The organism is Streptomyces sp. SDT5-1, assembly GCF_052245995.1.
In the GTDB taxonomy this organism is placed as follows: Bacteria; Actinomycetota; Actinomycetes; order Streptomycetales; family Streptomycetaceae; genus Streptomyces.
On record NZ_CM125963.1, the window covers coordinates 1,450,341 to 1,475,474 of the forward strand.

Annotated in this window: 20 protein-coding genes; 10 read left to right on the plus strand and 10 right to left on the minus strand. The window is 72.7% G+C overall.

From position 1 onward, the window contains the following. Positions 1 to 11 precede the first annotated feature (11 nt). The 7 genes from ACTWJ8_RS06860 to ACTWJ8_RS06890 all read left to right on the plus strand — a co-directional run bounded on the left by ACTWJ8_RS06860 (position 12) and on the right by ACTWJ8_RS06890 (position 7,542). Complete coding sequence (locus tag ACTWJ8_RS06860) at positions 12 to 812, plus strand: TIM barrel protein (protein WP_443263304.1); 801 nt, start codon at positions 12 to 14, stop codon at positions 810 to 812. After that, positions 809 to 2,158: an MGH1-like glycoside hydrolase domain-containing protein gene (locus ACTWJ8_RS06865; protein ID WP_443263305.1), complete on the plus strand. Its 1,350-nt coding sequence runs from the start codon at positions 809 to 811 to the stop codon at positions 2,156 to 2,158. The genes ACTWJ8_RS06860 and ACTWJ8_RS06865 overlap by 4 nt, the downstream gene beginning before the upstream one ends. Then, positions 2,155 to 4,035, plus strand: coding sequence for an amylo-alpha-1,6-glucosidase (locus ACTWJ8_RS06870; protein WP_443263306.1), 1,881 nt, complete (start codon positions 2,155 to 2,157; stop codon positions 4,033 to 4,035). The genes ACTWJ8_RS06865 and ACTWJ8_RS06870 overlap by 4 nt, the downstream gene beginning before the upstream one ends. Before the next feature lie 48 nt (positions 4,036 to 4,083). Continuing rightward, complete coding sequence (locus ACTWJ8_RS06875; protein WP_356383664.1) at positions 4,084 to 4,761, plus strand: uracil-DNA glycosylase; 678 nt, start codon at positions 4,084 to 4,086, stop codon at positions 4,759 to 4,761. After that, entirely contained in the window at positions 4,758 to 5,723 is a 966-nt protein-coding gene (locus tag ACTWJ8_RS06880; protein ID WP_356383661.1) for an N-acetylglucosamine kinase, read from the plus strand. Before ACTWJ8_RS06875 ends, ACTWJ8_RS06880 begins: the two co-directional genes overlap by 4 nt. A 140-nt stretch (positions 5,724 to 5,863) precedes the next feature. Further along, complete coding sequence (locus ACTWJ8_RS06885; RefSeq protein WP_356383659.1) at positions 5,864 to 6,799, plus strand: sirohydrochlorin chelatase; 936 nt, start codon at positions 5,864 to 5,866, stop codon at positions 6,797 to 6,799. A gap of 92 nt (positions 6,800 to 6,891) precedes the next feature. Further along, on the plus strand, positions 6,892 to 7,542 hold the full coding sequence (locus ACTWJ8_RS06890) for a class I SAM-dependent methyltransferase (RefSeq protein WP_356383656.1): 651 nt from the start codon (positions 6,892 to 6,894) through the stop codon (positions 7,540 to 7,542). On the opposite strand, the gene ACTWJ8_RS06895 is transcribed toward ACTWJ8_RS06890, so the two are convergent. The 3 genes from ACTWJ8_RS06895 to ACTWJ8_RS06905 all read right to left on the minus strand — a co-directional run bounded on the left by ACTWJ8_RS06895 (position 7,539) and on the right by ACTWJ8_RS06905 (position 10,700). After that, positions 7,539 to 8,582, minus strand: coding sequence for a lactonase family protein (locus ACTWJ8_RS06895; RefSeq protein WP_356383654.1), 1,044 nt, complete (start codon positions 8,580 to 8,582; stop codon positions 7,539 to 7,541). The two genes, ACTWJ8_RS06890 and ACTWJ8_RS06895, sit on opposite strands and share 4 nt — an antisense overlap. 70 nt (positions 8,583 to 8,652) lie before the next feature. Continuing rightward, positions 8,653 to 10,002 carry a nitric oxide synthase oxygenase gene (locus ACTWJ8_RS06900; protein ID WP_443263307.1) on the minus strand — a complete coding sequence of 450 codons (1,350 nt, stop codon included), beginning with the start codon at positions 10,000 to 10,002 and terminating at the stop codon, positions 8,653 to 8,655. Positions 10,003 to 10,127: 125 nt separating this feature from the next. After that, on the minus strand, positions 10,128 to 10,700 hold the full coding sequence (locus tag ACTWJ8_RS06905) for a CGNR zinc finger domain-containing protein (protein WP_443263308.1): 573 nt from the start codon (positions 10,698 to 10,700) through the stop codon (positions 10,128 to 10,130). Between the two features lie 90 nt (positions 10,701 to 10,790). Here ACTWJ8_RS06905 and ACTWJ8_RS06910 point away from each other — a divergent pair, with 90 nt between their 5' ends. Then, positions 10,791 to 11,969, plus strand: a complete 1,179-nt coding sequence (locus tag ACTWJ8_RS06910) for an epoxide hydrolase family protein (protein WP_443263309.1) — start codon at positions 10,791 to 10,793, stop codon at positions 11,967 to 11,969. 534 nt (positions 11,970 to 12,503) lie between these two features. Here ACTWJ8_RS06910 and ACTWJ8_RS06915 read toward each other — a convergent pair. Beyond that, on the minus strand, positions 12,504 to 13,979 hold the full coding sequence (locus tag ACTWJ8_RS06915) for an FUSC family protein (RefSeq protein WP_443263310.1): 1,476 nt from the start codon (positions 13,977 to 13,979) through the stop codon (positions 12,504 to 12,506). 594 nt (positions 13,980 to 14,573) lie between these two features. Between ACTWJ8_RS06915 and ACTWJ8_RS06920 the strand changes: the two genes are divergently transcribed. Beyond that, on the plus strand, positions 14,574 to 14,867 hold the full coding sequence (locus ACTWJ8_RS06920) for a hypothetical protein (protein ID WP_356383880.1): 294 nt from the start codon (positions 14,574 to 14,576) through the stop codon (positions 14,865 to 14,867). A gap of 172 nt (positions 14,868 to 15,039) precedes the next feature. Beyond that, positions 15,040 to 16,005 (plus strand): phosphotriesterase family protein, encoded by a 966-nt coding sequence (locus ACTWJ8_RS06925; RefSeq protein WP_443263311.1) that lies wholly within the window; start codon positions 15,040 to 15,042, stop codon positions 16,003 to 16,005. Here the strand turns inward: ACTWJ8_RS06925 and ACTWJ8_RS06930 are convergent. From ACTWJ8_RS06930 to pulA, 6 genes are all read right to left on the minus strand, one after another. Beyond that, positions 15,971 to 16,279, minus strand: a complete 309-nt coding sequence (locus tag ACTWJ8_RS06930; protein WP_356383637.1) for a hypothetical protein — start codon at positions 16,277 to 16,279, stop codon at positions 15,971 to 15,973. The genes ACTWJ8_RS06925 and ACTWJ8_RS06930 overlap by 35 nt on opposite strands. Next, positions 16,276 to 17,013 (minus strand): HNH endonuclease family protein, encoded by a 738-nt coding sequence (locus ACTWJ8_RS06935; RefSeq protein WP_443263312.1) that lies wholly within the window; start codon positions 17,011 to 17,013, stop codon positions 16,276 to 16,278. Before ACTWJ8_RS06935 ends, ACTWJ8_RS06930 begins: the two co-directional genes overlap by 4 nt. Positions 17,014 to 17,098: 85 nt before the next feature. Beyond that, a complete protein-coding gene (locus ACTWJ8_RS06940) occupies positions 17,099 to 17,680 on the minus strand; it encodes a hydrolase (protein ID WP_443263313.1) in 582 nt (193 codons plus the stop codon). Between the two features lie 48 nt (positions 17,681 to 17,728). Then, a complete protein-coding gene (locus ACTWJ8_RS06945; RefSeq protein ID WP_356383628.1) occupies positions 17,729 to 19,129 on the minus strand; it encodes an MFS transporter in 1,401 nt (466 codons plus the stop codon). Continuing rightward, complete coding sequence (locus ACTWJ8_RS06950; RefSeq protein ID WP_356383625.1) at positions 19,126 to 19,581, minus strand: MarR family winged helix-turn-helix transcriptional regulator; 456 nt, start codon at positions 19,579 to 19,581, stop codon at positions 19,126 to 19,128. Before ACTWJ8_RS06950 ends, ACTWJ8_RS06945 begins: the two co-directional genes overlap by 4 nt. 77 nt (positions 19,582 to 19,658) lie before the next feature. Continuing rightward, a complete protein-coding gene (gene pulA / locus ACTWJ8_RS06955; RefSeq protein ID WP_443263314.1) occupies positions 19,659 to 24,974 on the minus strand; it encodes a pullulanase-type alpha-1,6-glucosidase in 5,316 nt (1,771 codons plus the stop codon). Positions 24,975 to 25,134: the final 160 nt, after the last annotated feature.

Genomic DNA, 25,134 nt, shown 5'->3' on the forward strand with positions numbered 1-25,134 from the left:
TTCCCCGAAACATGCTGAAGTTCGCTGCCCAGGAACAGCTGCTGCCCGGCGAGACGCTGCAGCAGAAGTGGGAGTTCGCGCAGGGCGCCGGGTACGACGCCATCGAGCTGCGCGCCAAGGGCGATCTGCACTTCGCCTCCCGGCTCCCGGAGTTGAAGCAGGCCCTCAAGGACGGCGTGGTCATGCCGACCGTGTGCGTCGAGATGCTGCATTTCTTCGGCGCCTTCGACGACGAGCTGCGCCGCGACGCGCTCGTCCAGATGAAGTCGCAGCTCTCCGTCATCGCCGAGATCGGCGGGCTCGGGGCGCAGACCCCGGCCTCGTACGGGATGTTCTCGCGGCGGCTGCCGCCGTTCGAGCCGCCGCGCTCGGAGGCCGAGGACCGCGAGATCCTGCTCGAAGGCCTCACCGAACTCGGCGAGCACGCCTCCGCCGAGGGCGTCACGCTCTACCTCGAACCGCTCAACCGGTACGAGGACCACATGGTCAACCGCCTGGAGCAGGCAGCCGAGTTGATCCAGGAGGTCGGCCTCGACTCGGTCCGGATCGGCATCGACAGCTACCACATGAACATCGAGGAGTCCGACCCCGCGCAGGCGATCCTCACCCACGCCCCGTACATCGGGCACGCCCAGGTCTCGGACTCCAACCGCTTCCAGCCGGGCGCGGGCCACCTCGACTGGCAGGCCTGGCTGGGCGCCCTGCACACCGCGGGGTACGAGGGGTATCTCGCGGCCGAGTGCCGGCTGACCGGTGACCCGGTCGAGGCGGTCCGTTCGGTGCCCGCGTTCCTCAAGGGGTCCGGCGCGTGACCGCACTCCTCGACCGGCCCGCCCGCACCGCCGCCGCGGACCTGACCCTGCGGCGCGGTGCGGGCCGGGTGCTCATCGACAACTGGGCGGGGACGAGCACCGTGCCGTCCCGGACCCTCTATCCGCACCAGTGGAGCTGGGACTCCGCGTTCATCGCGATCGGCCTGCGGCACCTGTCCGCGCGCCGAGCGCAGCGCGAGCTGGAATCGCTGCTGGCCGCGCAGTGGGGCGACGGGCGGATCCCGCACATCGTGTTCAACCCGGCGGTGCCGAACGGGGCGTACTTCCCGAGCCCCGACTTCTGGCGCTCGTCCACGGCGGGCGCCGGCGTGGGCGCGCCGGCCGCCCTGGAGACGTCGGGCATCGTGCAGCCGCCGGTGCACGCGCTTGCCGCGTGGCTCGTGCACCGGGCCCACCCGGCCGAGTCGCGGCGCCGCGGCTTCCTCGGCCGGGTGTACCCGCGGCTCGTGGCGTGGCACCGCTATCTCCTCGACCGGCGCGACCTGGGCGGCGGTGGCCTCGCGGCGGTCGTGCACCCGTGGGAGCCCGGCATGGACAACAGCCCGTGCTGGGACGGGGCCTTGGCCCGGATCGCCCCGGCCGACCGGGGCAGCTACCGGCGCGCCGACCTCGACCACGGACACCCGGCCGACCGCCCGACGGACCTCGACTACGGCCGTTACGTGCGGCTCGCCGTCGACTACCGGGACGCGGGCTACGACGACCGGGCGGCCGCGCACCCGTTCCGGCTCGAGGATCCGTGCGTGAACGCCCTGTTGATCGCGAGCGAGCTGGCGCTCGCGGAGATCGCGCGGTGCGTGGACGGTGACGCGGCGGCGCACGAGGCGCGCGCGGCGCGGCTCACCGAGGCGCTGGTCGCCCGCCTGTGGGACGCGGACGCGGGTCTGTTCCTGGCCCGTGACCTGGTCGACGACACGTTCGTCCCGGCGCGCAGCGTCGCGGGGCTCGTGCCGCTGCTGGCGCCCGGCCTTCCGGGAGACGTGGTGGAGCGCCTGGTGGCGACGCTTGCCGGTCCGTCGTTCCGGGCCACGGCCACCGATCTGGTGCCGAGCTACGACCTCACGGGACCGGCCTTCGACCCGACCCGCTACTGGCGCGGACCCGCCTGGTTCAACACGGCGTGGCTCGTGGAGCGCGGCCTGCGCACGCACGGCCTGCACGCCCGCGCCGACCGGATCCGCGCCGCGCTCCTCGACACGGCGGGCGCGTCCGGCTTCGCGGAGTACGTCGATCCGACCACCGGAGCGGCACGCGGCGCGCGGTCGTTCTCCTGGACGGCGGCGCTCGCCCTCGACCTGCTCACCCCCGAGGAGACACCCCGATGAGCGGCGCGGCCCCCCGCATCCAGCTCGTGCGCGACGCCACGTTCGCGCACCTCGACCCCGACGGCGGCATCACCGGCACGCGCGGCGCCGTCCCCGACGGCCTGTTCGTGCGCGACGCCCGGCACCTGAGCCGCTGGCTGCTCACCGTCGACGGCGCCGCCCCGGCCGTCCTCTCCCCCGTCGACCCGGCCGGCGCGTGCGTGCTCACCCCTGAGGGCACCCGCGACGCGCCTCCCGCATACACGGTGTTCCGCCAACAGGCCGTGGCGGCCGGCGAGTTCACGGACACGCTGCGCCTCGTCAGCAACAGCGCGGACCCGCTCGTCGCCGAGGTCGTGGTCGCCGCCGACGCCGACTTCGCGGACACCTTCGAGCTGCGGGCGGACGAGCGCGCCTACCCGAAGCCCGGCGCCGAACGGTCCGTGCGACGCACCGGCGACGGCGTCGAGTTCGGCTACCGGAGGGCGGACTGGCACGCCCGCACCACCGTGTCCGCGTCGCCCGCTCCCGACGACGTGCGCGGCACCGACCTCGTATGGCGGCTGCGCCTGGAGCCGCACGGTGAGGCGGAGCTGCGGCTGACGGTCACGGCGCACCCGCACGGCGGTCCGCAGCTCGCGGCGGAGCCGGTACGCGGAGGTGAGCACGGACTCCGCGACGCGCCGGACGACTTGGACAAGGCGTGCGCGCAAGGGCTGTCGGATCTCGACCTGTTGACGATCGCCGTGCCGGGCCTCGACGGCGAGCCCGTCAGCGTCCCGGCGGCCGGAGTGCCGTGGTTCCTCACCCTGTTCGGCCGGGACTCGCTGCTCACCTCGTACTTCATGCTCCCCTACCGGCCCGCCTTGGCGGCCGGCACGCTCAGCGCGCTGGCGGCCGTGCAGGGCCGGGAGTACGACGCGTTCCGCGGCGAGCAGCCCGGCCGGATCGTGCACGAGACACGGCGCGGCGAGCTCGCGCACTTCGGGCAGGTCCCGTACGGGCGTTACTACGGCACGATCGACGCGACGCCGCTGTTCCTGGTGCTGCTGCACGCCCACTACGAGGCGACGAAGGACCCGGACCTCGCCGACCGTCTGGAGGCGCACGCCCGGTCCGCCGTCGACTGGATGCTCGGCGACGGCGGCCTGCGCGAGCACGGCTACCTGGTGTACGAGCCGGATCCGAACGGTCTTGTCAACCAGAACTGGAAGGACTCCGCGGGCGCCATCTGCTTCAAGGACGGCGCCCAGGCGGAAGGCCCGATCGCCGTCTGCGAGGTCCAGGGCTACGCGTACGACGCGCTGCGTCGCACGGCCCGGCTCGCCGCCGAGGTGTGGCGGGGTCCGGAGCTCGCACGGGAGTTGGACGGGCTCGCCGACGCCCTGCGGGAGCGGTTCGCGCGCGACTTCTGGCTCGACGAGGACGACTTCCCCGCGCTCGCGCTCGACGGCGCGGGCCGCCGCGTCGACGCGCTCGCCTCGGACGCCGGGCATCTGCTGTGGTCGGGCATCCTCGACGAGGACCGCGCGCGCCGGGTGGGTCGGCGGCTCCTGGAACCGGACTTCTTCTCCGGCTGGGCGATCCGCACGCTCGCCGCGGGCCAGCGGCCCTATCACCCGTTGTCGTACCACCGCGGCAGCGCCTGGCCGCACGACAACGGCGTCATCGCGCTCGGCCTCGCCCGCCACGGGCTCCGCGACGAGCTGCGCCGCCTCGCGTCCGGGCTCGTCGACGCGGCGGCCCGGCACGGGTACCGGCTCCCCGAGGTCCTCGGCGGATACGCCCGCGCGGCCGCCGCGCGCCCCGTGCCCTACCCGCACTCCTGCTCCCCGCAGGCGTGGGCGGCGGCGACGCCGTGGGCGCTGCGCACCGCCCTTACCACGGCCGGACGTTGATCGACGGGCGGTTGAGGCGGGGTGTCGGTGCGGCAGTAGGGTGACCGCGTGGCACCACGACCTCTGCATGAAATCGTCGAAGCGGGCTGGGCGAAGGCCCTCGAGCCCGTGGCCGGGCAGATCTCCGCGATGGGGGAATTCCTCCGCGCGGAGATCGCCGCCGGGCGCACCTATCTCCCGTCGGGCGCCAATGTGCTGCGCGCCTTCCAGCAGCCGTTCGACGACGTACGGGTGCTGATCGTCGGGCAGGATCCGTACCCGACGCCGGGTCACGCCGTGGGGCTCAGCTTCTCCGTGGCTCCCGACGTGCGGCCGCTGCCGCCCAGCCTCGTCAACATCTACCGGGAGCTGAACACGGACCTGGGCCTGCCCCAGCCGTCGAACGGCGACCTGACGCCGTGGACCCGGCAGGGCGTGCTGCTCCTCAACAGGGCGCTGACGGTGGCGCCGCGGCGTCCGGCCTCGCACCGCGACAAGGGCTGGGAGCAGGTCACCGAGCAGGCCATCCGGGCGCTCGCCGCGCGCGGGACGCCGCTCGTGTCGATCCTGTGGGGCCGTGACGCGCGCAATCTGCGGCCGCTGCTCAGCGACTACCCGGCGGTCGAGTCGCCGCACCCCTCCCCCATGTCGGCGGACCGCGGCTTCTTCGGGTCCCGGCCGTTCAGCAGGGCCAACGACCTTCTCGAACGCCAGGGCGCGCGGCCCATCGACTGGCGCCTGTCGTGAGCGGCGCCTCGTGGGTGCTCGGGGTCGACTCGGGCGGCTCGGGGCTGCGCGTCGCGCTCGCGCCCGCCGACGACCTCGGCCGCGCGGTCGCCACCGCATCCGCCGTGCCGGTACGGACGTCGGGCGCGGGCATCGACCCGGAGCACATGGTCGGGCAACTCGTGCCGATGGCGCGGGAGTTGCTCGGCCGGGTGGGCGACGTGCCGCTCGGTGGCGTCGCGTTGGGGGCCGCCGGGATGGCGACGCTCGGCGACGGGCTGCGGGCCGAGCTGCCCGGGGCCCTCGCGCGTGAACTCGACGTGGAACGGCTCGCGTTGGCGGCCGACGGCGTCACCGCGTACGCGGGCGCGCTCGGGCAGCGACGCGGGGCGGTCGTCGCCGCGGGCACCGGAATGATCGCCCTCGGCACCGACCTCACGGACTGGCGGCGGGCCGACGGGTGGGGACACCTGCTCGGCGACTGCGGCGGCGGATCGTGGATCGGGCAGTGCGGGCTCGGCGCCGCGATGCGCGCCTTCGACGGGCGGCGCGGCGGGAGCAAGGCGCTGCTCGCGGCGGCGGAGGAGCGGTTCGGGCCCGCCGTCGAGCTGCCGGGCCTGATCTACCCGCGCACCGACCGCCCCGCCGCGCTCGCCTCCTTCGCGCCCGACGTGGCGCGCTGCGCCGCCGACGGGGACCCCGTGGCCGCGGAGATCCTGCGCGCCGCCGCCGTCCACATCGCGGAGGCCGCCGCGGCGGTCTGCCCGGCCGACGGCGGCGAGGTCGCGCTGACCGGCGGGCTGTTCAGGACCGGCGAGCCACTGCTCGGGCCGCTGCGCGTGGAACTCGCCGGGCAGCTGCCGCGCGCCACCGTGGTGAGCGCGGCCGGGGACCCGCTGCACGGCTCCCTCGTGATCGCCTCCGCGCTCGCGGAGGACGGTCTGCGACTGCCGCTCGATCCGCGCCTGCTGCATGTGCCGTAATTCACTTTCAATGCGCCGCACACCCCTCCGGACCAGGACACTTGCAGAATTCGTAACTGAAAGGACAATCTCGGACGGATACCGCTCAGCTGCACCCTGACCGAACAACGAAGCCGGTCGAGCCAGTAGCATGCGGCGCCATGAGCACCCCCACTGGGCCCGCATCCGGCCTGCCCGTACGAATGCCGCGACCCCGACAGCCCGGACGCCACCGTCGTCCGGAACCCGTGGCCGCCCCCGAGGGCGCGCCGTCCCTTGTGCTCGCGGTGCCCGGCACGCCCAGCGCCGCCACGCGCATGCTCGCCGACGAGGTGGTGAGCATCGCCCGTTCCGAGCTGCCCGGCCTGGACGCGCGGGTCGGTTTCGTGGAGGGCGAGCTCACCGACTTCCCGATCTCCGCGGAGTTCCCCTCGCTGGCGTCCGTGCTCGCGCACGCCGCGAAGGAGCGCACCGCCCGCTACGAGCAGGCGCTCGCGGCCGGCGTCGAGGCGCAGGAGCCGGCCGGGCCCGTCGGGGTCGTCGTGCCGCTGCTCGCGGGGCCCGACAACGCCCAGCTGCGGCAGATCCGGCAGGCCATCGCCGACAGCCGCGTCGCCGCGGAGCTCACCGACGTGCTCGGCCCGCACCCGCTGCTCGCGGAGGCGCTGCACGTGCGGCTGTCCGAGGCCGGTCTGGCGCGCGCCGACCGCGCCCGGCTGTTCGCCGTGACCACGGCGGCCGACGGCATCATCCTCGCGTCGATAGGCGGCGAGGAGGCCGTGCAGGCCGCCGGGATCACCGGGATGCTGCTCGCCGCGCGGCTCGCCGTGCCGGTGATGGCCGCCGCGCTCGACGAGGAGGGGGCGGTCGCCGCCACCGCGGAGCAGCTGCGCGGCTCCGGTTCGCAGCAGCTGGCGCTCGCGCCGTATCTCGTCGGGCCCGAGCTCGACCCGGCCGTCCTCGAGGCCGCCGCCAAGGACGCGGGGTGCGCCGTGGCGGAGCCGCTGGGGGCGTACCCGGCGATGGGCAAGCTCGCGCTGGCCAAGTACACGACGGCGCTGGGGATCACGCCCCAGCCGGTTGCCTCCGGCGGCTGAGCGGTCGGGGGGTGGGGCCTGGGACGGTGTCCCGGGCCCCTTTGTTCTGCCTATGGCTGACGACGGTGATCTTCGGCCGTTACGGTCGGGGGATGAGCCTCGATGACGCCTTGGTGACGGAACAGATGGCTTACTACCGGGCAAGGGCGCCCGAGTACGACCGGCCTTATGCGGAACGCGCCGACCTGCGGGAGCTGATGCGGTCCAGTGCGCAGTGGCCGGTCGGCGGGGACGTGCTCGAGCTGGCCTGCGGGACGGGGCAGTGGACCGCCCTGTTCGCGCCGCGGGTGACGTCCGTGACCGCGGTCGACGCGTCGCCGGAGGTCCTGGCCATCGCACGGGAGCGGGTGTCGGCGCCCAACGTCCGCTTCGAGCAGGCCGATCTGTTCGAGTGGCGGCCTCAGCGGCGCTACGACACCGTGTTCTTCGGTTTCTGGCTGTCGCACGTGCCGCCCGCCCGGATGCCGGGTTTCTGGAGCTCGGTCGCCGCCTCCCTCGCCCCGGGCGGCAAGGTGGTATTCGTCGACGACGGCCCGCCGATGGCCGCGCAGGAGGAGCTGCTGACGGGCGAGTCGAGCCCGGCCGCCGTGCGGGAGCTGGACGACGGCAGCCGGTACCGCATCGTGAAGGTCTTCCACGACGCCGAGGCGCTCACCGGCGACCTGGCCTCCCTCGGCTGGGCGGCCACGGTGCGCCCCGCCTCCGAGAACTACCTCCTCGGCGTGGCGGAGCCCGCGGTCTAGGCGAAGACCACGCAGGACGGGGACGGTACGGGGACGCTGCCGCCGCGGACCGGGACGCCCGAGGCGTGGTCCAGGGCGAACCAGGTGACGTCGCCCGAGCGCTCGTTCGCGGCGTAGAGGTAGCGCCCCGACGGGTCGAGGGCCAGGTCGCGCGGCCAGTTGCCGCCGCACGGGACGGTGCCGTGGAGCGTCGGCTGCTCGCCGCTCGTGTCGAGGGCGAAGAGGGAGAGCAGGTCGGCGCCGCGCGTGGCCGTCCACAGGAAGCGGCCGTCGGAGTCGACGACGATCGCCGAAGGGTACGCGTCCCCGGCCGGCGCCCCCGTCAGGACCGGGATCTCGGTGAGCGGCTTCAGCACGCCGTCCGTGGCGTCCCACGCGCAGACCGTCAGCGTCGGGGCGAGTTCGTTGAGCACGTACACGTAGTCGCCCGAGGGGTGGAAGGCCAGGTGGCGGGGGCCCGATCCGGGGCGCAGGGCCGTCTCGTGGTGCGGGCGCAGTCCGTCGCCCTCGGGCCCCTTCGCGTACGTGTGGACGGAGTCGGTGCCCAGGTCGACGGCGAGGGCCCAGGTGCCGGTCGGGTCGGGCAGGATCTGGTGGGCGTGCGGGGCCTGTTGGCGCTGCGGATGCGGGCCCGAGCCGGTGTGCCGGTGGGCAGCGGCGATGGTCCCGGGGATGCCGTCGGCGCGCAGCGGGACGGAACTGACGCTGCCCGAGCCGTAGTTGGCGGTCAGTACGTGGCCGTCCCAGACGGACAGGTGGGTGGGGCTCGCGCCGTCGACCTGGACGGGCGGCGCGGCGAGCGCGAGCGGCGCCGAGTCCGTGCGGAAGGCGGCGACCGCCCCGTCCTCCGTCTCGCTCACCGCGTACAGCAGGTCGCCCGCGCGGGACAGCGTCAGGTACGACGGGTCGGGGAGTTCGTCCGTGGCGTCGAGGAGGGTGAGCGAGCCGTCCCTGCGGTCGTGCGCCGCGGTCACGATGCCGCGCCCGCCGGCCGCGGTGAACGATCCGATGTAGGCCCGCCCTGTCTGACTCGCGGTCACTGCGTCCCCTTTCGGCGTACGGGCCGGGCGCCCGTGCCGCCGACGGTAGCAGCGGGGTGCGCGGGGAGGGTCAGAGCAGGTCCCGCCAGGGCCGCGCGGTTGGTTCCTGTGGCGGTGCCTCGCCGCGGGCGCGGGCGAGGGCTTCGGGGTGGTGGACGTAGCCGGGGGTGCTCGGCGCGTCGTCGTAGGTGCGGTGGAAGACCGGGGTGGTGGAGCCGGAGAGCGGCGGCACGATCCAGGACCAGTCGGCGCCGACGGTGCGGCCGCGGGACTCCTCGCGGGCCACGTGGGTGAGGAAGCGGCGGGACTCGGTGTGGTGGTCGGTCATGGTGACGCCCGCGGCGTCGAAGGAGTGCAGCACGGAGCGGTTCAGCTCGACGAGCGCGCGGTCCTTCCACAGGGAGCGGTCGGTGGAGGTGTCGAGGCCGAGGCGGTCGGCGAGGTAGGGCAGCAGGTTGTAGCGGTCGGTGTCGGCGAGGTTCCGGGCGCCTATCTCCGTGCCCATGTACCAGCCGTTGAAGGGGGCGGCGCCGTAGCAGACGCCGCCGATCTCCAGGCACATGTTGGCGAGGGCGGGGACCGCGTGCCAGCGCAGCCCGAGCCCGGACCACCAGTCGAACTCCGGGTGGTGGAGCGGCACTTCGAGGACGGCGTCCGGCGGCAGGTCGAAGCAGCGGGGCGGGCGGTGCGGGTCGTCCTGGACGAGCAGCGGCAGTACGTCGAAGGGGGTGCCGTCGCCGCCGCGCCAGCCGAGGTCGCGGGCGTACGCGGTGAGTCCCGCGCCGCGCGGATCGCCGACGACGTGGCCGTCGCGCTGCACGTATCCGGCGTAGCGGACGAGTTGTTCGTTCCAGATGCGGGGGCCGGGGCGGCCCGGCAGGTCCGGGGCGAAGACGGTGATGAGGGGGCGGATCCGGCCGCCGGGCGCCGCCTCGCGCAGATGGTCGGCGCAGGCCTCGGCGATCTCCTCGGCGGTGGTGAGGTGGCGCAGGTCGCGGACGCGCAGGGACTGCCAGTAGAGGCGGCCTATGCAGCGGTTGGCGTTGCGCCAGGCGACGCGGGCGCCGAAGGCGAGTTCGCGCGGGGTGTGGGTGTACGTGCCGGTGGCGGCGAGCTCCGCGTCGACCTCGGCGATGCGGGGTGCGGGGTCGCCGAGGTCCTGCTCGGCGTGGTGCCTGCGGATGAACGCGGCGGCGGCGTGGGCGACTTCGCCGGTGCCGCGCGGGGCGGCGGGGCGGGGGCGGGCGCCGTCGGCGGTGACCGGGCAGCGGTCGTGGCGGGGTGTTTCGGGGGTGCGGGATGCGGGGTTCCGGTGCGGGGCGAGGGCGAGCCAGCCGGCGGCGTCGGGCGGTGCGGCGTCCCTCCGGTCCGTGGCGTTCTCGGCGGCTCGCGTGCCGTTCCGGCGCAGGTTGCTACGCATGGTGCACTCCCAGCTGGTCGTTGGCGCGAGACAACCACAAGTCGGGTGCGGCGGGCGGCGGGTTCCGCAGGCACCGGGAGCGCGAGGAACTGTTCGGGGGCGCGCGACGCCTCGAACACGCCCCCTCAGCCCTCGGCCTGCCTCCCGCGCCTGTTGGCGTTGAACCGCGCCTTCTTCTGCCGGTTGCCACAGGTGTTCATCTCGCACCAGCGGCGGGACCTGCTCTGGCTCGCGTCGAAGAAGGCGGCGCGGCAGGTGGGCGACGCGCACAGGGCGAGCTTTCCGTCGCGTTCGCCCGCGAGGATGTCGATCGCGTCGGCGGCGACCACGCCGAGAGCGTCCTCCACGCGGGCGTCGGGGCCGAGCCGCCAGCGGCGCTCGCCGTCGGGCGTCAGGACGGCGGCGGCCGCGCCCTGCGTGCTGCACGCGTTGATGACGTCGACGGCGGGCGCGGGGAGGGGTTCCTGGAGCGCACCCGCGGTGGCGGCGGCGTGGATCGCCTCCCGCAGCTCGCGGGCGCGATCGAGCTGGGCGTCGGTGCAGGACGCCACGTCGAGGCCGTACACCGCCAGCCAGTCGACGAGCCGCTGGGGCACGGGGATCCGCTCGACGGGTTCGCCGCGGCGCTCCGTCAGTGTCGCCGTGAAGCTCGTCGCCAGCACCTTCCCGAGGCGGAACTCGGGGAACTCAGCACGCATGGAACCACCTTAGGCGGTTGCGGTGCGGCGCGGAACCTTGCTAGAACCGTCTTAGCCGGTTCCACGACGCCAGGAGGCCAGGAGGCCGTGATGGACGTACAACCGTTCGAAGCGCGAGCGACCGATGCCGAGCTGGACGACTTGCGGGCCCGCCTCGCCGCCGCACGCCTGCCGGAACCCGAAACGGTGCGGGGTGCGGATCCTGGCCCGGACCGCTGGTCGCAGGGCGTCCCCCTCGCCGACCTGACCGACGTGGTGACGTACTGGCGGACGACGTACGACTGGCGGCCGTTCGAGGCCCGCCTCAACCGGATCGGCCAGTTCCGGACGACCATCGACGGCCTCGGCATCCACTTCCTGCACCGCAGGTCGCCGCGCGCGGACGCCACTCCCCTGCTCATGACGCACGGGTGGCCCGGAAGCGTCGCGGAGTTCGTCGACGTGGTGGACGAGCTGGCGGATCCGGAAGACGCGCAGGCGCCGGCGTTCCACGTCGTGGCGCCCTCGCTGCCGGGCTTCGGCTACAGCGACAAGCCGGCCACGACCGGCTGGGGCACCGAGCGGATCGCGGCGGCGTGGGTGGAGCTGATGGGGCGGCTCGGGTACGACCGTTTCCTGGCGCACGGCGGCGACTGGGGCGGCAACATCACCACGGTGCTCGGCGGCCGTCACCCCGACCACGTCATCGGCGTCCACACGCTCTTCGCGGAGGCGCCGCCCGGCCTGTCGACGGAGGGCCTCACGGAGACCGAACGCCGCTGGACCGAGGAGACCCACGACTTCTGGCACCACCGAGCGGCGTACGCGAAGCAGCAGGCGAGCCGACCGCAGACCATCGGCTACGCGCTGGTGGACTCGCCGGTCGGGCTCCTCGCGTGGATCCTCGACAAGTTCGCCGACTGGTCGGACACGGTCGACAGCCCCTTCGAGACGATCTCCCGGGACCGGATCCTCGACGACGTCACCCTGTACTGGCTGACCCGCTCCGGCGCGTCGGCGGCCCGCATCTACTACGAGAGCCACGCGTCCCTGGACCCCGGCCTCCGCGTCGACGTCCCCGCGGCGATCACCATGTACCCCCGCGACATCGAGAAGACCCCCCGCCCCTGGGCGGAACACCGCTACCGCACCATCGTCCACTGGACCGAACCCACATCCGGCGGCCACTTCCCGTCCCTGGAACGCCCCACGTACTTCACCCGGGACCTCCAGACCGGCCTCCAGAAGGTCCTGACGGCGACCGCGCCTCCACCCGCGTCGACCGTCTAGGACCACGAGCCCCGGCCCGGCGGACACCCGCGTACGGGCCCCCGACTTCAAGCCCGCTGGGCACGTGAACGCGGGCCCGACGGGCGACAGACCGGCCATCGACGCGAGACCAGCAACTCAAGCCTGTCCCACGATGGAGGACAGACCGGTCAGCGGCGCGAGACCACCGAATCAAGCCCGCCCGGCGCTTGAGGCCGCCCGGGCGACAGATCCATCAGCCGCGCGGGACCACCAGGTCAAGCCGGCTCGGCGTTCGACGACTGAGGAGCCCCCGGGGCCGACGGGACGAACGGCAGTGCGAGATCACCATCGAGCCCGTCCGGCGTTCGAAGACAAACCCCGGGCCCGACCAACCCATCGGCGGCACAGGACCACACAATCAAGCCCGCCCGGCGATTGAGGACAAGCCCGCAGGGTGACCAGGCCCATCGGCGGCGCGGGACCACAATCCAAGCCCGTCCGGCGATTGAGGACCAGGGGGGCCGGGGGCGGAGCCCCTGGGGTGCGAGCGCGGCGCCGCGCGACAGGAAACCGCTACGCCCGGCGGAGCGGAACCGCCAGTTCGGCCAAGGCGCGCTCCAGCGCATGCACATGCGCCAGCACCGGATGCTCCACGTCCACCGCCGGCGGCACCGCCACACCCCCGTTCGGCGCGGGCGCCGTGAGGGACTCGACCGCCGCCTCCACCCGCTGGCACGCCGCCGCGAGCCGCACGTCGTGCGACGCCTCCGGGTCGGCCGCGACGGACGCGAGCCCCCGCACCTCCCGCGCACACTCGTCGAGCAGCGCGAGCACCTGCCGGGCCCGTCCCTTGCGCGCCTTCATCAGGCTCAGCGGATGCACGAGCGGCGACAGCGAGAGCCGGACGCGCCCGAGGATGTGTTCCAGTTCGGCGACGCGCGGCGCGGGGTCCGCGCTCGTGTCGCCGCCCAGCCGCGCCGCCGCCTCCGCCGTGCACGCGTGCACGCACCGCAGGGCCCGCTCGACCCACGCCTCGGTCACGGAGTGCGTGGTCACCGGCAGCAGGAGCAGCACCGCGAGCACGGCGCCCAGCGACCCGACCGCCGTCTCCGCCACCCGGAGGGCGAGGAGCGCCGGGTCGAGCACGCCCAGCAGCCCGTACAGCATGCTCGCCATGACGGTGACCGCGAGCATCATCCACGTGTACGAGACGTGGGCGGTGTAGAAGATCCCGAAGACGCTGATCGCGACGATGACGGCGGCGGCCACCGCGTGGTGGTGCAGCGGCACGGCGACCAGGAACCCGAGGACGATGCCGAGCACCGTGCCCAGGAACCGGCGGAATCCGCGCACCACGGTCTCGCCGCGCGACGTCGTCGCCACGAACACCCACCACGTGGCGCCCACGGCCCAGTACCACCGCTGGTCCGAGAGCAGCTGCCCGACGCCGAGCGCGAAGGCCGCCCCCGCGGTCGCCTGCACGGCCTGCCGCGTCGTGATCCGCGCGAGCCCCGTCCCCCCGGTCGGCGCGGGCACGGCGACGGGTGCCGGGAGCCGCCGCTCGTAGCACCAGACCCCGAACCGTACGGTCGCAGCCGCGCCGAGCGAGAGCAGCACGGCGACGTACAGTTCGGGCAGCATCCGGGGCACGGTGTGCAGGAACTGGGCGGCGAATAACGTCATGAACGCGAAGACGCCGAGCGAGTGCCCGCGCGGCCCCCACCTCCGCGCGTACACGCCCGCTCCGACGACGGCGAGGAAGGCGAGGTCGCGGGCGACCGGGGCGTCGTGCAGGGCGGCGGCGAGCGCGAGCACCGGCAGGCCGACGACCGGCAGCAGCGCGGTGGTGACGGCCTGCCCGCGCACGGTCGCGTCGGTGACCGTGAACAGCGCGAGCAGCGCGGCGAGCCCGCCCGTGATCGCGCCCGGCAGCGAGTGTCCGACGGCGCCGCACAGCGCGACGGCGAGCCCGATCCCCAGAACTGCTCGCGCCGCGAAGCGCAGCCGTATCCGTCCCGGGTCCGCCGCCACGAACGCCCTCTTCAGCAAGTGCCCCGCCCCTTCCGTACCGCGCGTGCTCCCGACATGGAAAAGGCGCCGCGGAGACCCTCCCGGGGTCCGCAGCGCCATCGACGCCTCCATTTCAGCAGCAGAGGGGCCTGTGGTTCAACAGTGGCCGGATCCACTGGGCCATTGGCACAGCGACGGCTCGGTGTCACGGCCCGCCGCCGGACCATCTGCCCAGTCGGCACAACCGGTCACCGCGCCCGACCGGAAACCCCGCGATGCGCGGTGTCTGTGAAGTGGCGGTGAAGCGGGTTTCGACCGCGCGCGACGGGCAACATGCCGCCCGTGACTCACCCCAACGACGGCATACCCAACAATGCCCCATACGGCCCCGGCCCGAACAGGCCGCCTCACAACGGCCCATACCCCTCTCAAGGCGGCGACACCGCCCCGCTGTACGGCGGCCCGCGTCCGCACGACGCACCGCCGCCGCAGCACGGCCCCCGTCCGTACGACGGCCCGCCGCCGCCCCCGCGGCAGCAGTCCGCGTACCGCCAGGACCCCGACATCCCGTACGAGCCGGTGCCGCACACCGGCTACGGGCAGAACTCCGGGTTCACCCCGTCGGGCCGTCCGGTGCGCAACCGCAGCGGGCGCGGCCAGGACCGGCTCGCGCTGCTGGTGCACACGCTCGCCGACATCGCCGCGGTCTTCCTCGGCCTGTGGATCGTGCTGTACCTGCTGGACGCCAACCAGGCGAACGTGTTCGTCGAGTTCGTGCACGACATGGCCGACTGGCTGTCCGGCTGGGCGCAGGACATCTTCACCATGGACACCGAGGGACTGCGGGTCTTCTTCAACAACGCGCTGCCCGCGGTGATCTACCTCGTGGTGGGCCACGGCGCCGCCGCCTGGATCCGCCGCCTCTGAGTCGCTCGTCGGCCGGACTTCGGGGCGCCCCCACCGCCCTGGAGACTCCGCCCGGCGGGCCACATCGCGATCACTCCCGTCGCGCACCTTGACGGCCGCGGGAGCCCGGCTGCACGCTCGGCTCACCTTGAATCCGACGTCAACTCCGACGTCCCCGTCGAGAGGTGTGCCGATGACGGAGGTCTGGACGGTCCGCGGACCGATCGACTCCAGCGAACTCGGGAACGTACTCGTCCACGAACACGTCGTCATCGTCGGCGAGGAGTTCCGGCAGAACTACGCGCGATGGGACGAGCAGGCCGTCGTCGACGACGCGGTCGCCCAGCTGAACGAGCTCAAGGGGCTCGGCATCGACACGATCCTCGACCCGACGGTGCTCGGCCTCGGCCGGTACATCCCCCGCATCCAGACGATCGCCGCGCGCACCGACCTCAACATCGTCCCGGCGACCGGCCTCTACACGTACGACGATCTGCCGTTCCAGTTCCACTACCACGGACCGGGCACGCTGTTCGGCGGTCCCGAGCCGCTCGTCGACCTGTTCGTGAAGGACCTCACCGAGGGCATCGCGGACACCGGTGTGCGCGCCGCGTTCCTCAAGTGCGCGATCGAGGAGCAGGGCCTCACGCCCGGCGTGGAGCGCGCCATGCGGGCGGTCGGGCAGGCGTCGGTGGCCACCGGGGCGCCGATCACGGTGCACACCCATCCGGCGTCGGAGTCGGGGCTCGTCGCGCAGCGGGTGCTCGCGGAGGAGGGCGTCGACCTGTCCCGCGTCATCGTCGGGCACTCCGGGGACAGCGACGACCTCGACTATCTGATGCGGCTCGCCGACGCCGGTTCGTACCTCGGCATGGACCGCTTCGGGCTCGACGCCCCGCTCACCACCGAGCAGCGTGTGGACACGATCGTCGAGCTGGTGCGCCGCGGCTACACGGACCGGATCACGATCTCGCACGACGCCTCGTGCGTCATCGACTGGTTCGGCGACGTGGACCGTGCCGAGGTCGCCCCGCACTGGAACTATCGGCACATCAGCGAGGACGTGCTGCCCGCCCTCGCCGAGAAGGGGGTGTCCAAGGACGACATCGACACGATCCTGCGGGTCAATCCCCGTCGGAGCTTCGAGACCCGGGGGTGACGGCGCCGCCGCCGCGCTCGACGTCGCGCAGCACCGTCTCGTGCAGGGCGGCCAGGCCGTCCTCCGGCACGGCGGCGGGGCTGCCGGTGAGGGTGTACCACTCGTCGGCGTCGGTGTACTGGATGGCGATCCGGGCCCGGTCGCCGGACTCGCGGATCGTGCTGACGGTGAGGTCCCCGGTGATCACGCCGACCTCGTCGGTCATGGCGCCGCCGGGGCCCGCGTGCACCTGGCCGGTGAGGGACTCGGCCTTCCCGTCCTTGTCGGCGCTCATGCGGAACACGTTCCCAGCATCGTCGTCAGCTCCTTCTTCTCCGCGTCGGTGACGGTCAGTTCGTACGTCGACTTCACCGACACCCACGAGCGGGCGTACGTGCACCAGTAGTCCTTGGACTCCGGCTGCCACTCGTCGGGGCCCTGGTCGCCCTTGGAGCGGTTGGAGTGCGCGGACACCGACAGGAGCTGCGGGTGCTCCAGGTCGTTGGCGAACGCCTTGCGCTCCTCCTGGGTCCACTTGTCGGCGCCCGAACGCCAGGCGTTGGCGAGCGGCACGGTGTGGTCGATGTCGAGGTCCTCGGACTGAGTGAACCTTTCTCCGTCGTAGACGCTGACCCAGTTCCCCGAGACGGCGCGGCACTCGTCGTCCGTCTTCACGTCCTTGCCGTCGCGCTTGAGGACGGCTTCGCGGGTGGAGCAGTTGTCGCCCTGCTCGGCCCAGTGCGGGAACTTGTCGCGGCTGTAGCCGGACATCGATCCGTGCGGCGCCACCTTCAGTTCCGCGAGTTCGTCGCGGGCCTGGTCCGCGCCGGGCACGCCGGGCAGGGTGCCCTCCTGGGCAGCGCCGCCGGAGCCCGCGCCGGCCGACTTCGAGGGTTCCGCGCCGTGCGCCGAGTCCTCGGACCCGCCGCCGTCCACGCCCTGACAGCCCGTGAGCAGCAGCGCCGCGAGCGCGGCGGGCGCCACCGCCCGCGCCAACCGCCCGACCCTCGTACGTTCCTGAAACCGCATGCCCCGCAACTCACCTTCCGTCGACCGCTACGAACACACGCAGCGTACGGCGCGACCGACGGGCTGTGAGGGACCGGGGCGCGGCTCAGTGCGTCGGGGCGAGCAGCTTCAGGACGTCGTCGGTGGTGCCGGTCTCCCCCAGGCGCGGGAAGATCCGCTCGACGCTGCCGCGGTGCGCCTCCGGGTCGAGGTCGGTCATGGCGTCGGTGGCGAGGGTGACGTGGTAGCCGTGTTCGTGGGCGGCGCGGGCCGTGGACTCGACGCCGATGCTGGTGGCGACGCCGGTGAGGACGACCTGGGTGATGCCGCGGCGACGCAGATGGAGGTCGAGGTCGGTGCCGTAGAAGGCCGACCAGTTCCGCTTGGTGACGGTGATGTCCTGCGGGTGCCCGGCGAGCGCGTCGGTGATCTCGTCCCACCCCTCGGGCATGGCGCGGCCGCTGCCGGGGGTCTCGGTGCGGCCGGGTACGGCGTCGGATCCGTCGGCCGCGAACGTGACGCGGACGAGGACGACGGGGAGCCCCGCGGCGCGGAAGGCGTCGGCGAGGCGGGCGCTGCGGTCGACGACGTCGGACACGGGGTGCGGGGCGCCGGACACGCCCATGAGGCCCTTCTGGAGGTCGACGACGACGAGGGCGGTCCTGGGGTCGAGGGTCGTGAGAGGCACGTGACGTTCCTTTGGTACGAGGCGGGTTGAGAGGGTGGGGACGGGGTTTCAGTCCCGGCCCACGCGGCGCAGCGCCCGGTCGACCGAGGTCACCAGGAGCAGCAGCACGGAGACGACGACGAGCGTCCACGCCAGTTCGTGCAGTCCCGCCGTGTCGGCGCCGCCCTTGAAGAAGGCGGCGTTGGCGGCGGAGGCGAGCAGCGCGCCGAGGTAGCTGAAGGTGCGCAGGAGCCCGGCGGAGGCGCCGGTGCGCTCGGGGTCGGCCTGCGCGTAGAGGGCGTTCTGGTTGGCGAGCCCGACGAGACCCTGCGGGACACCGAAGAGCGCGCCGACGACCACGAGGAGCCAGATCGGACTGTCGGAGCCGAGGCCCAGCAGAGCGGTGACACCGGCGAGTTGGGCGATGCCGCCGACGTACAGCTTGCCCCGCACCTGCGGGCTGCGTCCGGTGAGGACGGTGACGCCGATGGCCATGAGGGACATCGGGAGCAGCAGCAGACCGGCCTGCTCGGGGCCGAGACCGCGGCCGTCCTGGAGCCACTGGCTGTAGCCGTACAGGAAGGCGTACGACGTGGTGTAGGCGAGGAGTTGGCGTGCGTACGTGGCGAGCAGCGGGGTGTTGCCGATGAGGACGCGGAGGTCGATGAACGGGTCGCGGGAGGCCAGCTCCCTGCGGGCGAAGACGGCTCCGGCGGCCAGGCCGATCACCGGCAGGTACCAGTGCGCGGTGCCGGGCGCCGTGAGGAAGAGCATGAACGCGGTGAGCGAGCCGGCGAACAGCAGCATGCCGGGCACGTCCGCCGACGCCACGGCGTCGGTGTCACGGCCCGCCCGGACGGATCTCGGCAGCCGCAGCGCGCCGAGGACGAGGCAGGCGAGGGCCAGCGGCACGTTGATGGCGAAGATGAGGTGCCAGCCGCCGAGTCCGATGAGCACGCCGCCGAGGGTCGGGCCGATGACGGCGATGACCTGGTTGGAGACCGACAGCGCGGCGAGGATGCCGCTGGGGCTCTTCAGGCCGGTGCGCTCGGACTCGGTACGCAGCAGATACATGGAGGCCGGGTACGCGGCGGAGGTGCCGAAGCCGAGGAGGACACGGGAGACGATCAGCACCCAGAAGCTCGGCGCGAGCACGCCGAGCAGGCCCGCGACGCCGACGAGCGCGGTGCCGAGCAGATAGAGCCTGCGCGGCCCGAACGCGTCGACGAGCCGGCCGATCACCGGCTGGCCGACGGCGGTGGCGAGGTAGAGGGCGGAGACCAGCCAGGCCGTCTGCGAGGGCGGGACGCCGAAGGCGTGGCCGATCGGGACGAGCGCGACCGCGAGCATCGACGAGTTGATCGGGTTGAGGATCGACCCGAGGATCATCGGCGCGACGAGACGCCGGTCGAATCCGTCGACCGCGCCCCGCTTCCGTGCGCCGCGGACGCGCTGGGCTATGCCGCTCATGCCTGCGTCGCTTCGTCGAGCAGCGCCATCGCGGTGATCACGGCGCGCAGCTGTTCCGCGCTGCCGTGCTCGGCGAGCCGCCCGGCGAGCCACGCCTGGCGGGCCCTGCGCACGCCCTGTCGGCGCTCGCGCCCCGCGTCGGTGAGCGCGACGACGCGGCGCCTGCCGTCCTCGGGGTCCTGGTGCCGCTCGACGAGGCCGCGCTCCTCCAGGGCGATGACGTGCTTGGCCATGGACTGCGGCCGGACGTTCTCGATCGCCGCGAGGTCGCTGGCGGTGGCGGGCCCGTACTTGTCGAGCCGGGAGAGCACGGAGGCCTGCGCGGGCGACAGCTCGCCCTCCGGATCCACGTCGAGCGCCATCAGCCTGCGGCGGAGCCTGCTGATGATCACCCACACCTCGTCGGTCGCCCGGACCGCGAGCTCCTCGACCGTCGCGCTGTCGTCGTTCATGCCTCCACGCTAGATCGACAGCCAAGACTGTGCAACCTTGGCTGCACAGTTTGGCTGTCGATCATCCGTCCCGTGGGTCAGCGGGTGAACACCGCCACGCTGCGGGCGGGCACCTCGAACGTGCCGGTGTCCTTGCTGTACGCGGACGACTTCACGGTGTCGTCCGCACCGTCGGCCTGCACCGGATGCAGCCGGTACGCCGTGCCCGCCGCGTCGGCGACCCGCTGCTTCTGCCGCTCGGGCGTCGCGTTGAACACGATCACGAGGTCGCCGAGCCGCATCGTGATGACGCCCGGTGTCTCGTCCTTGCCGGAGAGCGGAAAGGACAGCGCCTTCTGGACCTCGGCCGCCGTCGACAGGTGGAACGCCGGCTCGGCGGTGCGGATCTTCAGGAGGTCCTGGTAGGCGGCGGAGGCGCCCTCGATCTCCGCGCAGCCCGGCACCTTCACCGAGGACAGCAGCGGCTTCGCGTACGGCCACTTGGCCTTGTTGTCGGCGGCCATCGGCAGGCCGCGGCCGAAGCCGTTGCCCGCGCGGCAGTCCCAGTGGATCGCGTTGAACCAGTCGCCGCTGTCGAACGAGTTGCGGTCGAGCGACTTCGAGCGCAGCAGGTCGGTGCCCGCCTGCGAGAGCGCGGGCCCCTGGGAGAGGGCGGCCGTCGCCATCGCGAGCACCTGCATCCGGGAGCGGTCCGCCGCGCTCGTCGACGCGGGCAGCTTGTACGTCAGCGTGTCGTACAGCGACTCGTTGTCGTGCGCGTCGGCGTAGGCGAGGGCGTCGCCGGGCGCGGCGGCGTATCCGGCGGGCGCGCCGTTGTAGTCGACGCCGGAGCCCTTCACCTTCTCCCCCGCCGTGTCGGTGAACTCGTACGCCGCCAGGTTCCCCGACAGGCCCACCTTGATGAGGTCCTGGTAGTGCAGGAGCCGGGCCTTCTGCTCGGCCGACGTGCCGTTCGCCTTCGACGAGTTGGGGTCGGTGTAGAGGCCGGAGGCGAAGCCCTGGACGCCCGGGTCCTCGTCGAACGGGGAGCCGCCGCGCACGGCGTCGCGCGCCCGGTCGGAGAACGTGGCGATGCCGGTGCCGGCCATGTTCTTCTGCGTGGCCTGCTCGAAGCGGGCGTCGTCGGCGACCTCGCCGAAGTTCCAGCCCTCCCCGTAGAGGATGATCTTCTTGCCGTCGACGCCGTCCTTCTCCAGGGTCAGAGCGTCGAGGGCCTTGCGGACGGCCAGGATGTTGGCCTTCGGGTGGTGGCCCATGAGGTCGAAGCGGAAGCCGTCGACCTTGTACTCCTTGGCCCAGGTGACGATCGAGTCGACGACCAGCTTGCCCATCATGGTGTTCTCGGGCGCCGTGTTGGAGCAGCAGGTGGAGTTCGCCACCGAGCCGTCCGCCATGAGCCGCTGGTAGTAGCCGGGCACGATCCGGTCGAGGACGGACGTCTTGTCCTGTCCTGCCGAGGCCGTGTGGTTGTAGACGACGTCCATGACGACGCGCAGTCCGTCCTGGTTCAGCGACTTGACCATGTCGCGGAACTCGACGGTGCGCTGCGTGCCGTCGGGGTCGCTCGCGTACGAGCCTTCGGGGACGGTGTAGTGGTACGGGTCGTAGCCCCAGTTGTAGGCGTCCTTCGCAGCCGCCTTGCCGACGCACTCCTGCTGCTTGTCGCTGTCGGGCGCGTACGCCTTCAGGTCGCAGTCGGGCGTGGACTGTTCGGACTTCTTCTCGGGGATCGTCGCGATGTCGAAGGCCGGGAGCAGGTGCACGTACGAGGTGCCGGACTCGGCGAGGGCGCGCAGGTGCTTCGAGCCGTCGCTGTTCTTGTCACCGAAGGCGTTGTACGTGCCGCGGTCCTCGGCCGGTGTCGTGGCGTCCTCGGCCGAGAAGTCACGGACGTGGAGTTCCTGGATCTGGGCGTCCTTCATGGGGACGGCCTTCGGCTTGGCGAGGCCGGACCAGCCCTTGGGGGCGAGTGACTTGTCACCCAGGTCGACGACCAGACTGCGTTCCGAGTTCGCGGTGAGCGCCACGGAGTACGGGTCGGTCACCTTGTTCGTGACGAGCTTCTGGACGCTGGGCGCCCACACCTTCACGGCGTACCGGTACTCCTCGCCACGCCACGCGGACGCGCTGCCGGTCACGGCCCATACGCCGGTCCTGTCGTCGCGGCGCATCGCGACGGGCTTGCCGCCGAGTTCGAGGGAGACGTCGCGGGCGGTCGGCGCCCATACCGACAGGGTCACCTTGCCGTTCTTGAAGACCGGTCCGAGGGCGGCCTTCTGCGCGGCGTCTCCGTACGTGGCGTCGAGGACGCCCGCGGTCTGCACGCCGGTGGCCGCGAGGAGCGCCCCGTTCGCCGCCCGCTGCGTGGCGATCAGCTGGCCGCGCAGCGCCTCGCGCACCCGGTCGCGGTCGCGCGCGTCGACGGTGAACGCCGGATAGTCCTTGAGGTGGGGGTACTTCGCCTTCTGCGCGTCGGTCAGGTCACCGGGGTTCAGGCGCAGCCACCGCCCCTCGCTGGTCAGCGCCCCGTCCTCCACGCCGATGCCGCCCTCCGGCGCGTACACCAGCTGCTGGCTGGTGGCGGCGGTGGCCTTCACCTTCCAGACGACGGTGTCGGCGTCGATCCACTGCGCCTCGGCCTTCGACAGGTCGAGGTCGGCGCCGGATCCCACGGACGGGAGGAGGTAGCTGGTGTCACCGGAGTTCAGCCACACCTCCTTGCCGTAGGTGGCGAAGTCGAGGGAGCGGTCCGTGGCGATGTCCTTCTCGTCGCCCTTGTGGAGGATGTAGCTGAGCGAGGTCGCGCCGTCGGCCAGCGGCACCTCGAAGGTCAGGCCGTAGGCGTCCTTGCCGGTGGGCTCGAGCGGCTTCGACCAGTCGGTGGGGTTCGCGGCGCCGGTCCAGGTGTGCAGGCCCCAGCCGTCGTAGTCGCCGTCGGGGCGATGCACGTGGATGACGGCCTTCTTGGCGTCCTGCGGCGGATGGACACCGTCGGGCCGCGCGGTCTCCTGCCCTTCCTTGCCCTGCTCGGTCCAGACTTCGCCGGTCTTCCCCAGCTCGATGGTGCGCTGCGGCCCGTCGGCGGTGCCGGACTTCTCGATCGTGTACGTCACCGAGCTCGCGCCGTCGGGGACCTTCACCCAGGCGAACGCGCCGTAGGCGTCACGGCCGACGAACTCGGCGGTGGTGTCGCCGGACTTCAGGCGCACGTCGTCGTAGTCGCCGTCGGCCCGCTTGTAGTGGACGACGGCGTGATCGCGGTCGACGGCCGTCGGCTTCTCGGGCGCGGGCGGCTGCCCCGCCGTCGTGTCGGCGAGGGCGCTCGCGGTGCGTCCGGCGCGGTCCACCACGACTGCCTTGTACCGCAGCGGCGTCCCCGCGGACACCGTGTCGGCGATGTGCTGCGTGATCCGGTACGGGGCGTGGTCGACGGATCCGAGGGTGCGCCATGCGCCGTTGCCGACCTGGGCGGCGAAGACGACGCGGGCCGAGGCGGTGTCCCCGGGGTCGGCGGAGAGCGTGACCGTGCCGGTGGCCCCGGCGGCCGGGGCCTTCAGGGACAGCGTGGGCTGCACGGCCGGCGCGGGGAGCTTCGACTCGGCGCGCAGGACCAGCGAGGACAGGGCGGGCACGGTGACCTTCACACGGCCGCCGGACGCCGACTCGACGCCGGAACCGCCGTACAGAGTACGGAACTTGGCCGACTCCACCGGCAGCTCGACCGTCTTCGCCTCGTTCGCGTTGTTCACGGCGACGACGTACTCGCGGTCGTCGCCGGTGCGCGAGAAGGCGTACACCGAGTCCTTCGCGTACAGCTCCTTCTGCGCCCCGTCGGCGAGCGCCGGGTTGTCCTTGCGGAGCTTCGACAGGGCGGCGATCGACCTGAACAGCGGGTGCTTGGTGTCGTACGCGTCGTCGGCGTGCGTGCGGTCCGTGCCCAGCTCGTCGTCGTCGAGGTAGTCGGCGACCTTCGAGCCGAACATCGTCTGGCGGGCGTCCTTGTCGCCGCCCGCGCCGGTGAAGCCCTGCTCGTCGCCGTAGTAGACGACGGGGTTGCCGCGCGAGAGGAACATCAGCTCGTTGGCGAGCCGGTCCCGCTTCACCAGCTCGGCGTCGGACGCCTTGGGGTTGTCGGACTTCAGGAAGGTGCCGATGCGGCCCATGTCGTGGTTGCCGAGGAAGGTGACCTGCTCGTACGCGTTCGCCTTGTCGGTGGCGTACTTGTAGTCGTCGGCGAAGACTTTGGCGAGCTTGTCGGCGGAGGCGCCCTGCGAGGCGTAGGCGCGGGCCGCGTCCTGGAACGGGAAGTCGAGCGTCGCGTCGAGGCGGCCCCGGGTGACGTACGGGGAGGTGACGTCGGTGTCGGCGGAGTAGACCTCGCCGAACATGAAGAAGTCCTTGCGGCCGTGCGCGGCGGCGTACTTGTCGAGCGCCGTCGCCCACTGCGTCCAGAAGCCCATGTTCACGTGCTTGGTGGTGTCGATGCGGAAGCCGTCGACGGCGAAGTCCCGCACCCACTTCTCGTAGATCTTCTCCATGCCGGAGACGACCTCGGGGCGTTCGGTCCACAGGTCGTCGAGGCCGGAGAAGTCGCCGTAGGTGGTCGACTCGCCCTCCCAGGTGGAGTCGCCCCTGTTGTGGTACATCGTCGGGTCGTTGAGCCAGGACGGCACCATCTCGCCGGTGTTCTTGGGCGTGTACGGGAACGAGTCCTGGTCGACCTTGGCGGTCACGCCCTTGCTGTCGTCGAAGGGGCGGCCCTTGGTGTCGAGGTACGGGTAGGCGCCCTTGGTGCGGTAGCCGTACTTCTTCTCGGCGTAGTCGACGGTGTCGGCGGTGTGGTTGGTGATGACGTCGAAGAAGACCTTCATGCCCTTGGCGTGGGCCTTGGATATGAGGGTCTTGAGGTCGGCGTTGCTGCCGAAGTGCGGGTCGACCTGGGTGAAGTCGGTGATCCAGTAGCCGTGGTAGCCGGCCGATGCGTCCTTGCCCTCGCCCTGCACGGGCTTGTTCTTGAAGATCGGGGCGAGCCATATGGCCGTCGTCCCGAGGTCCTTGATGTAGTCGAGGCGGTCCGTCAGGCCCTTGAGGTCACCGCCCTGGTAGAAGCCCTTGTCGGTGGGGTCGTGGCCGGTCGCGAGGCGGGAGCCGGTGAGGCCGCCCTTGTCGTTGCCGGTGTCGCCGTTGGCGAAGCGGTCCGGGAGCACGAAGTAGTACTGCTCGCGGGTGAGGTCGTGGCGCGCCGGTTCGGCGGCGAGTTTCGCGTCGGAGGGCGGTGCCGGGGGCGCGGCGGCGCGGGCCGCCAGGGGCTGGGCAAGCGTCACGAGGAGCGCGGCGGCCGCGGTGTACGCGGCGGCCCGTCTCGGAGTCGTACGGCGGGATCTGCGGCTCAAGGCGTGAACTCCTCGCGGAATCAGGGCTCTTGGGTGCGCGGCCCGGGGCCGGGGAGGCGGCCCCGGTGCGCGCCGCGTGACGGTATCGCTTGCGGCAACTTTGCTGCAAGAGTCTTGAAAGACACGGCAAGAATTTTCAGCACCGGTCTTGACGTGACCT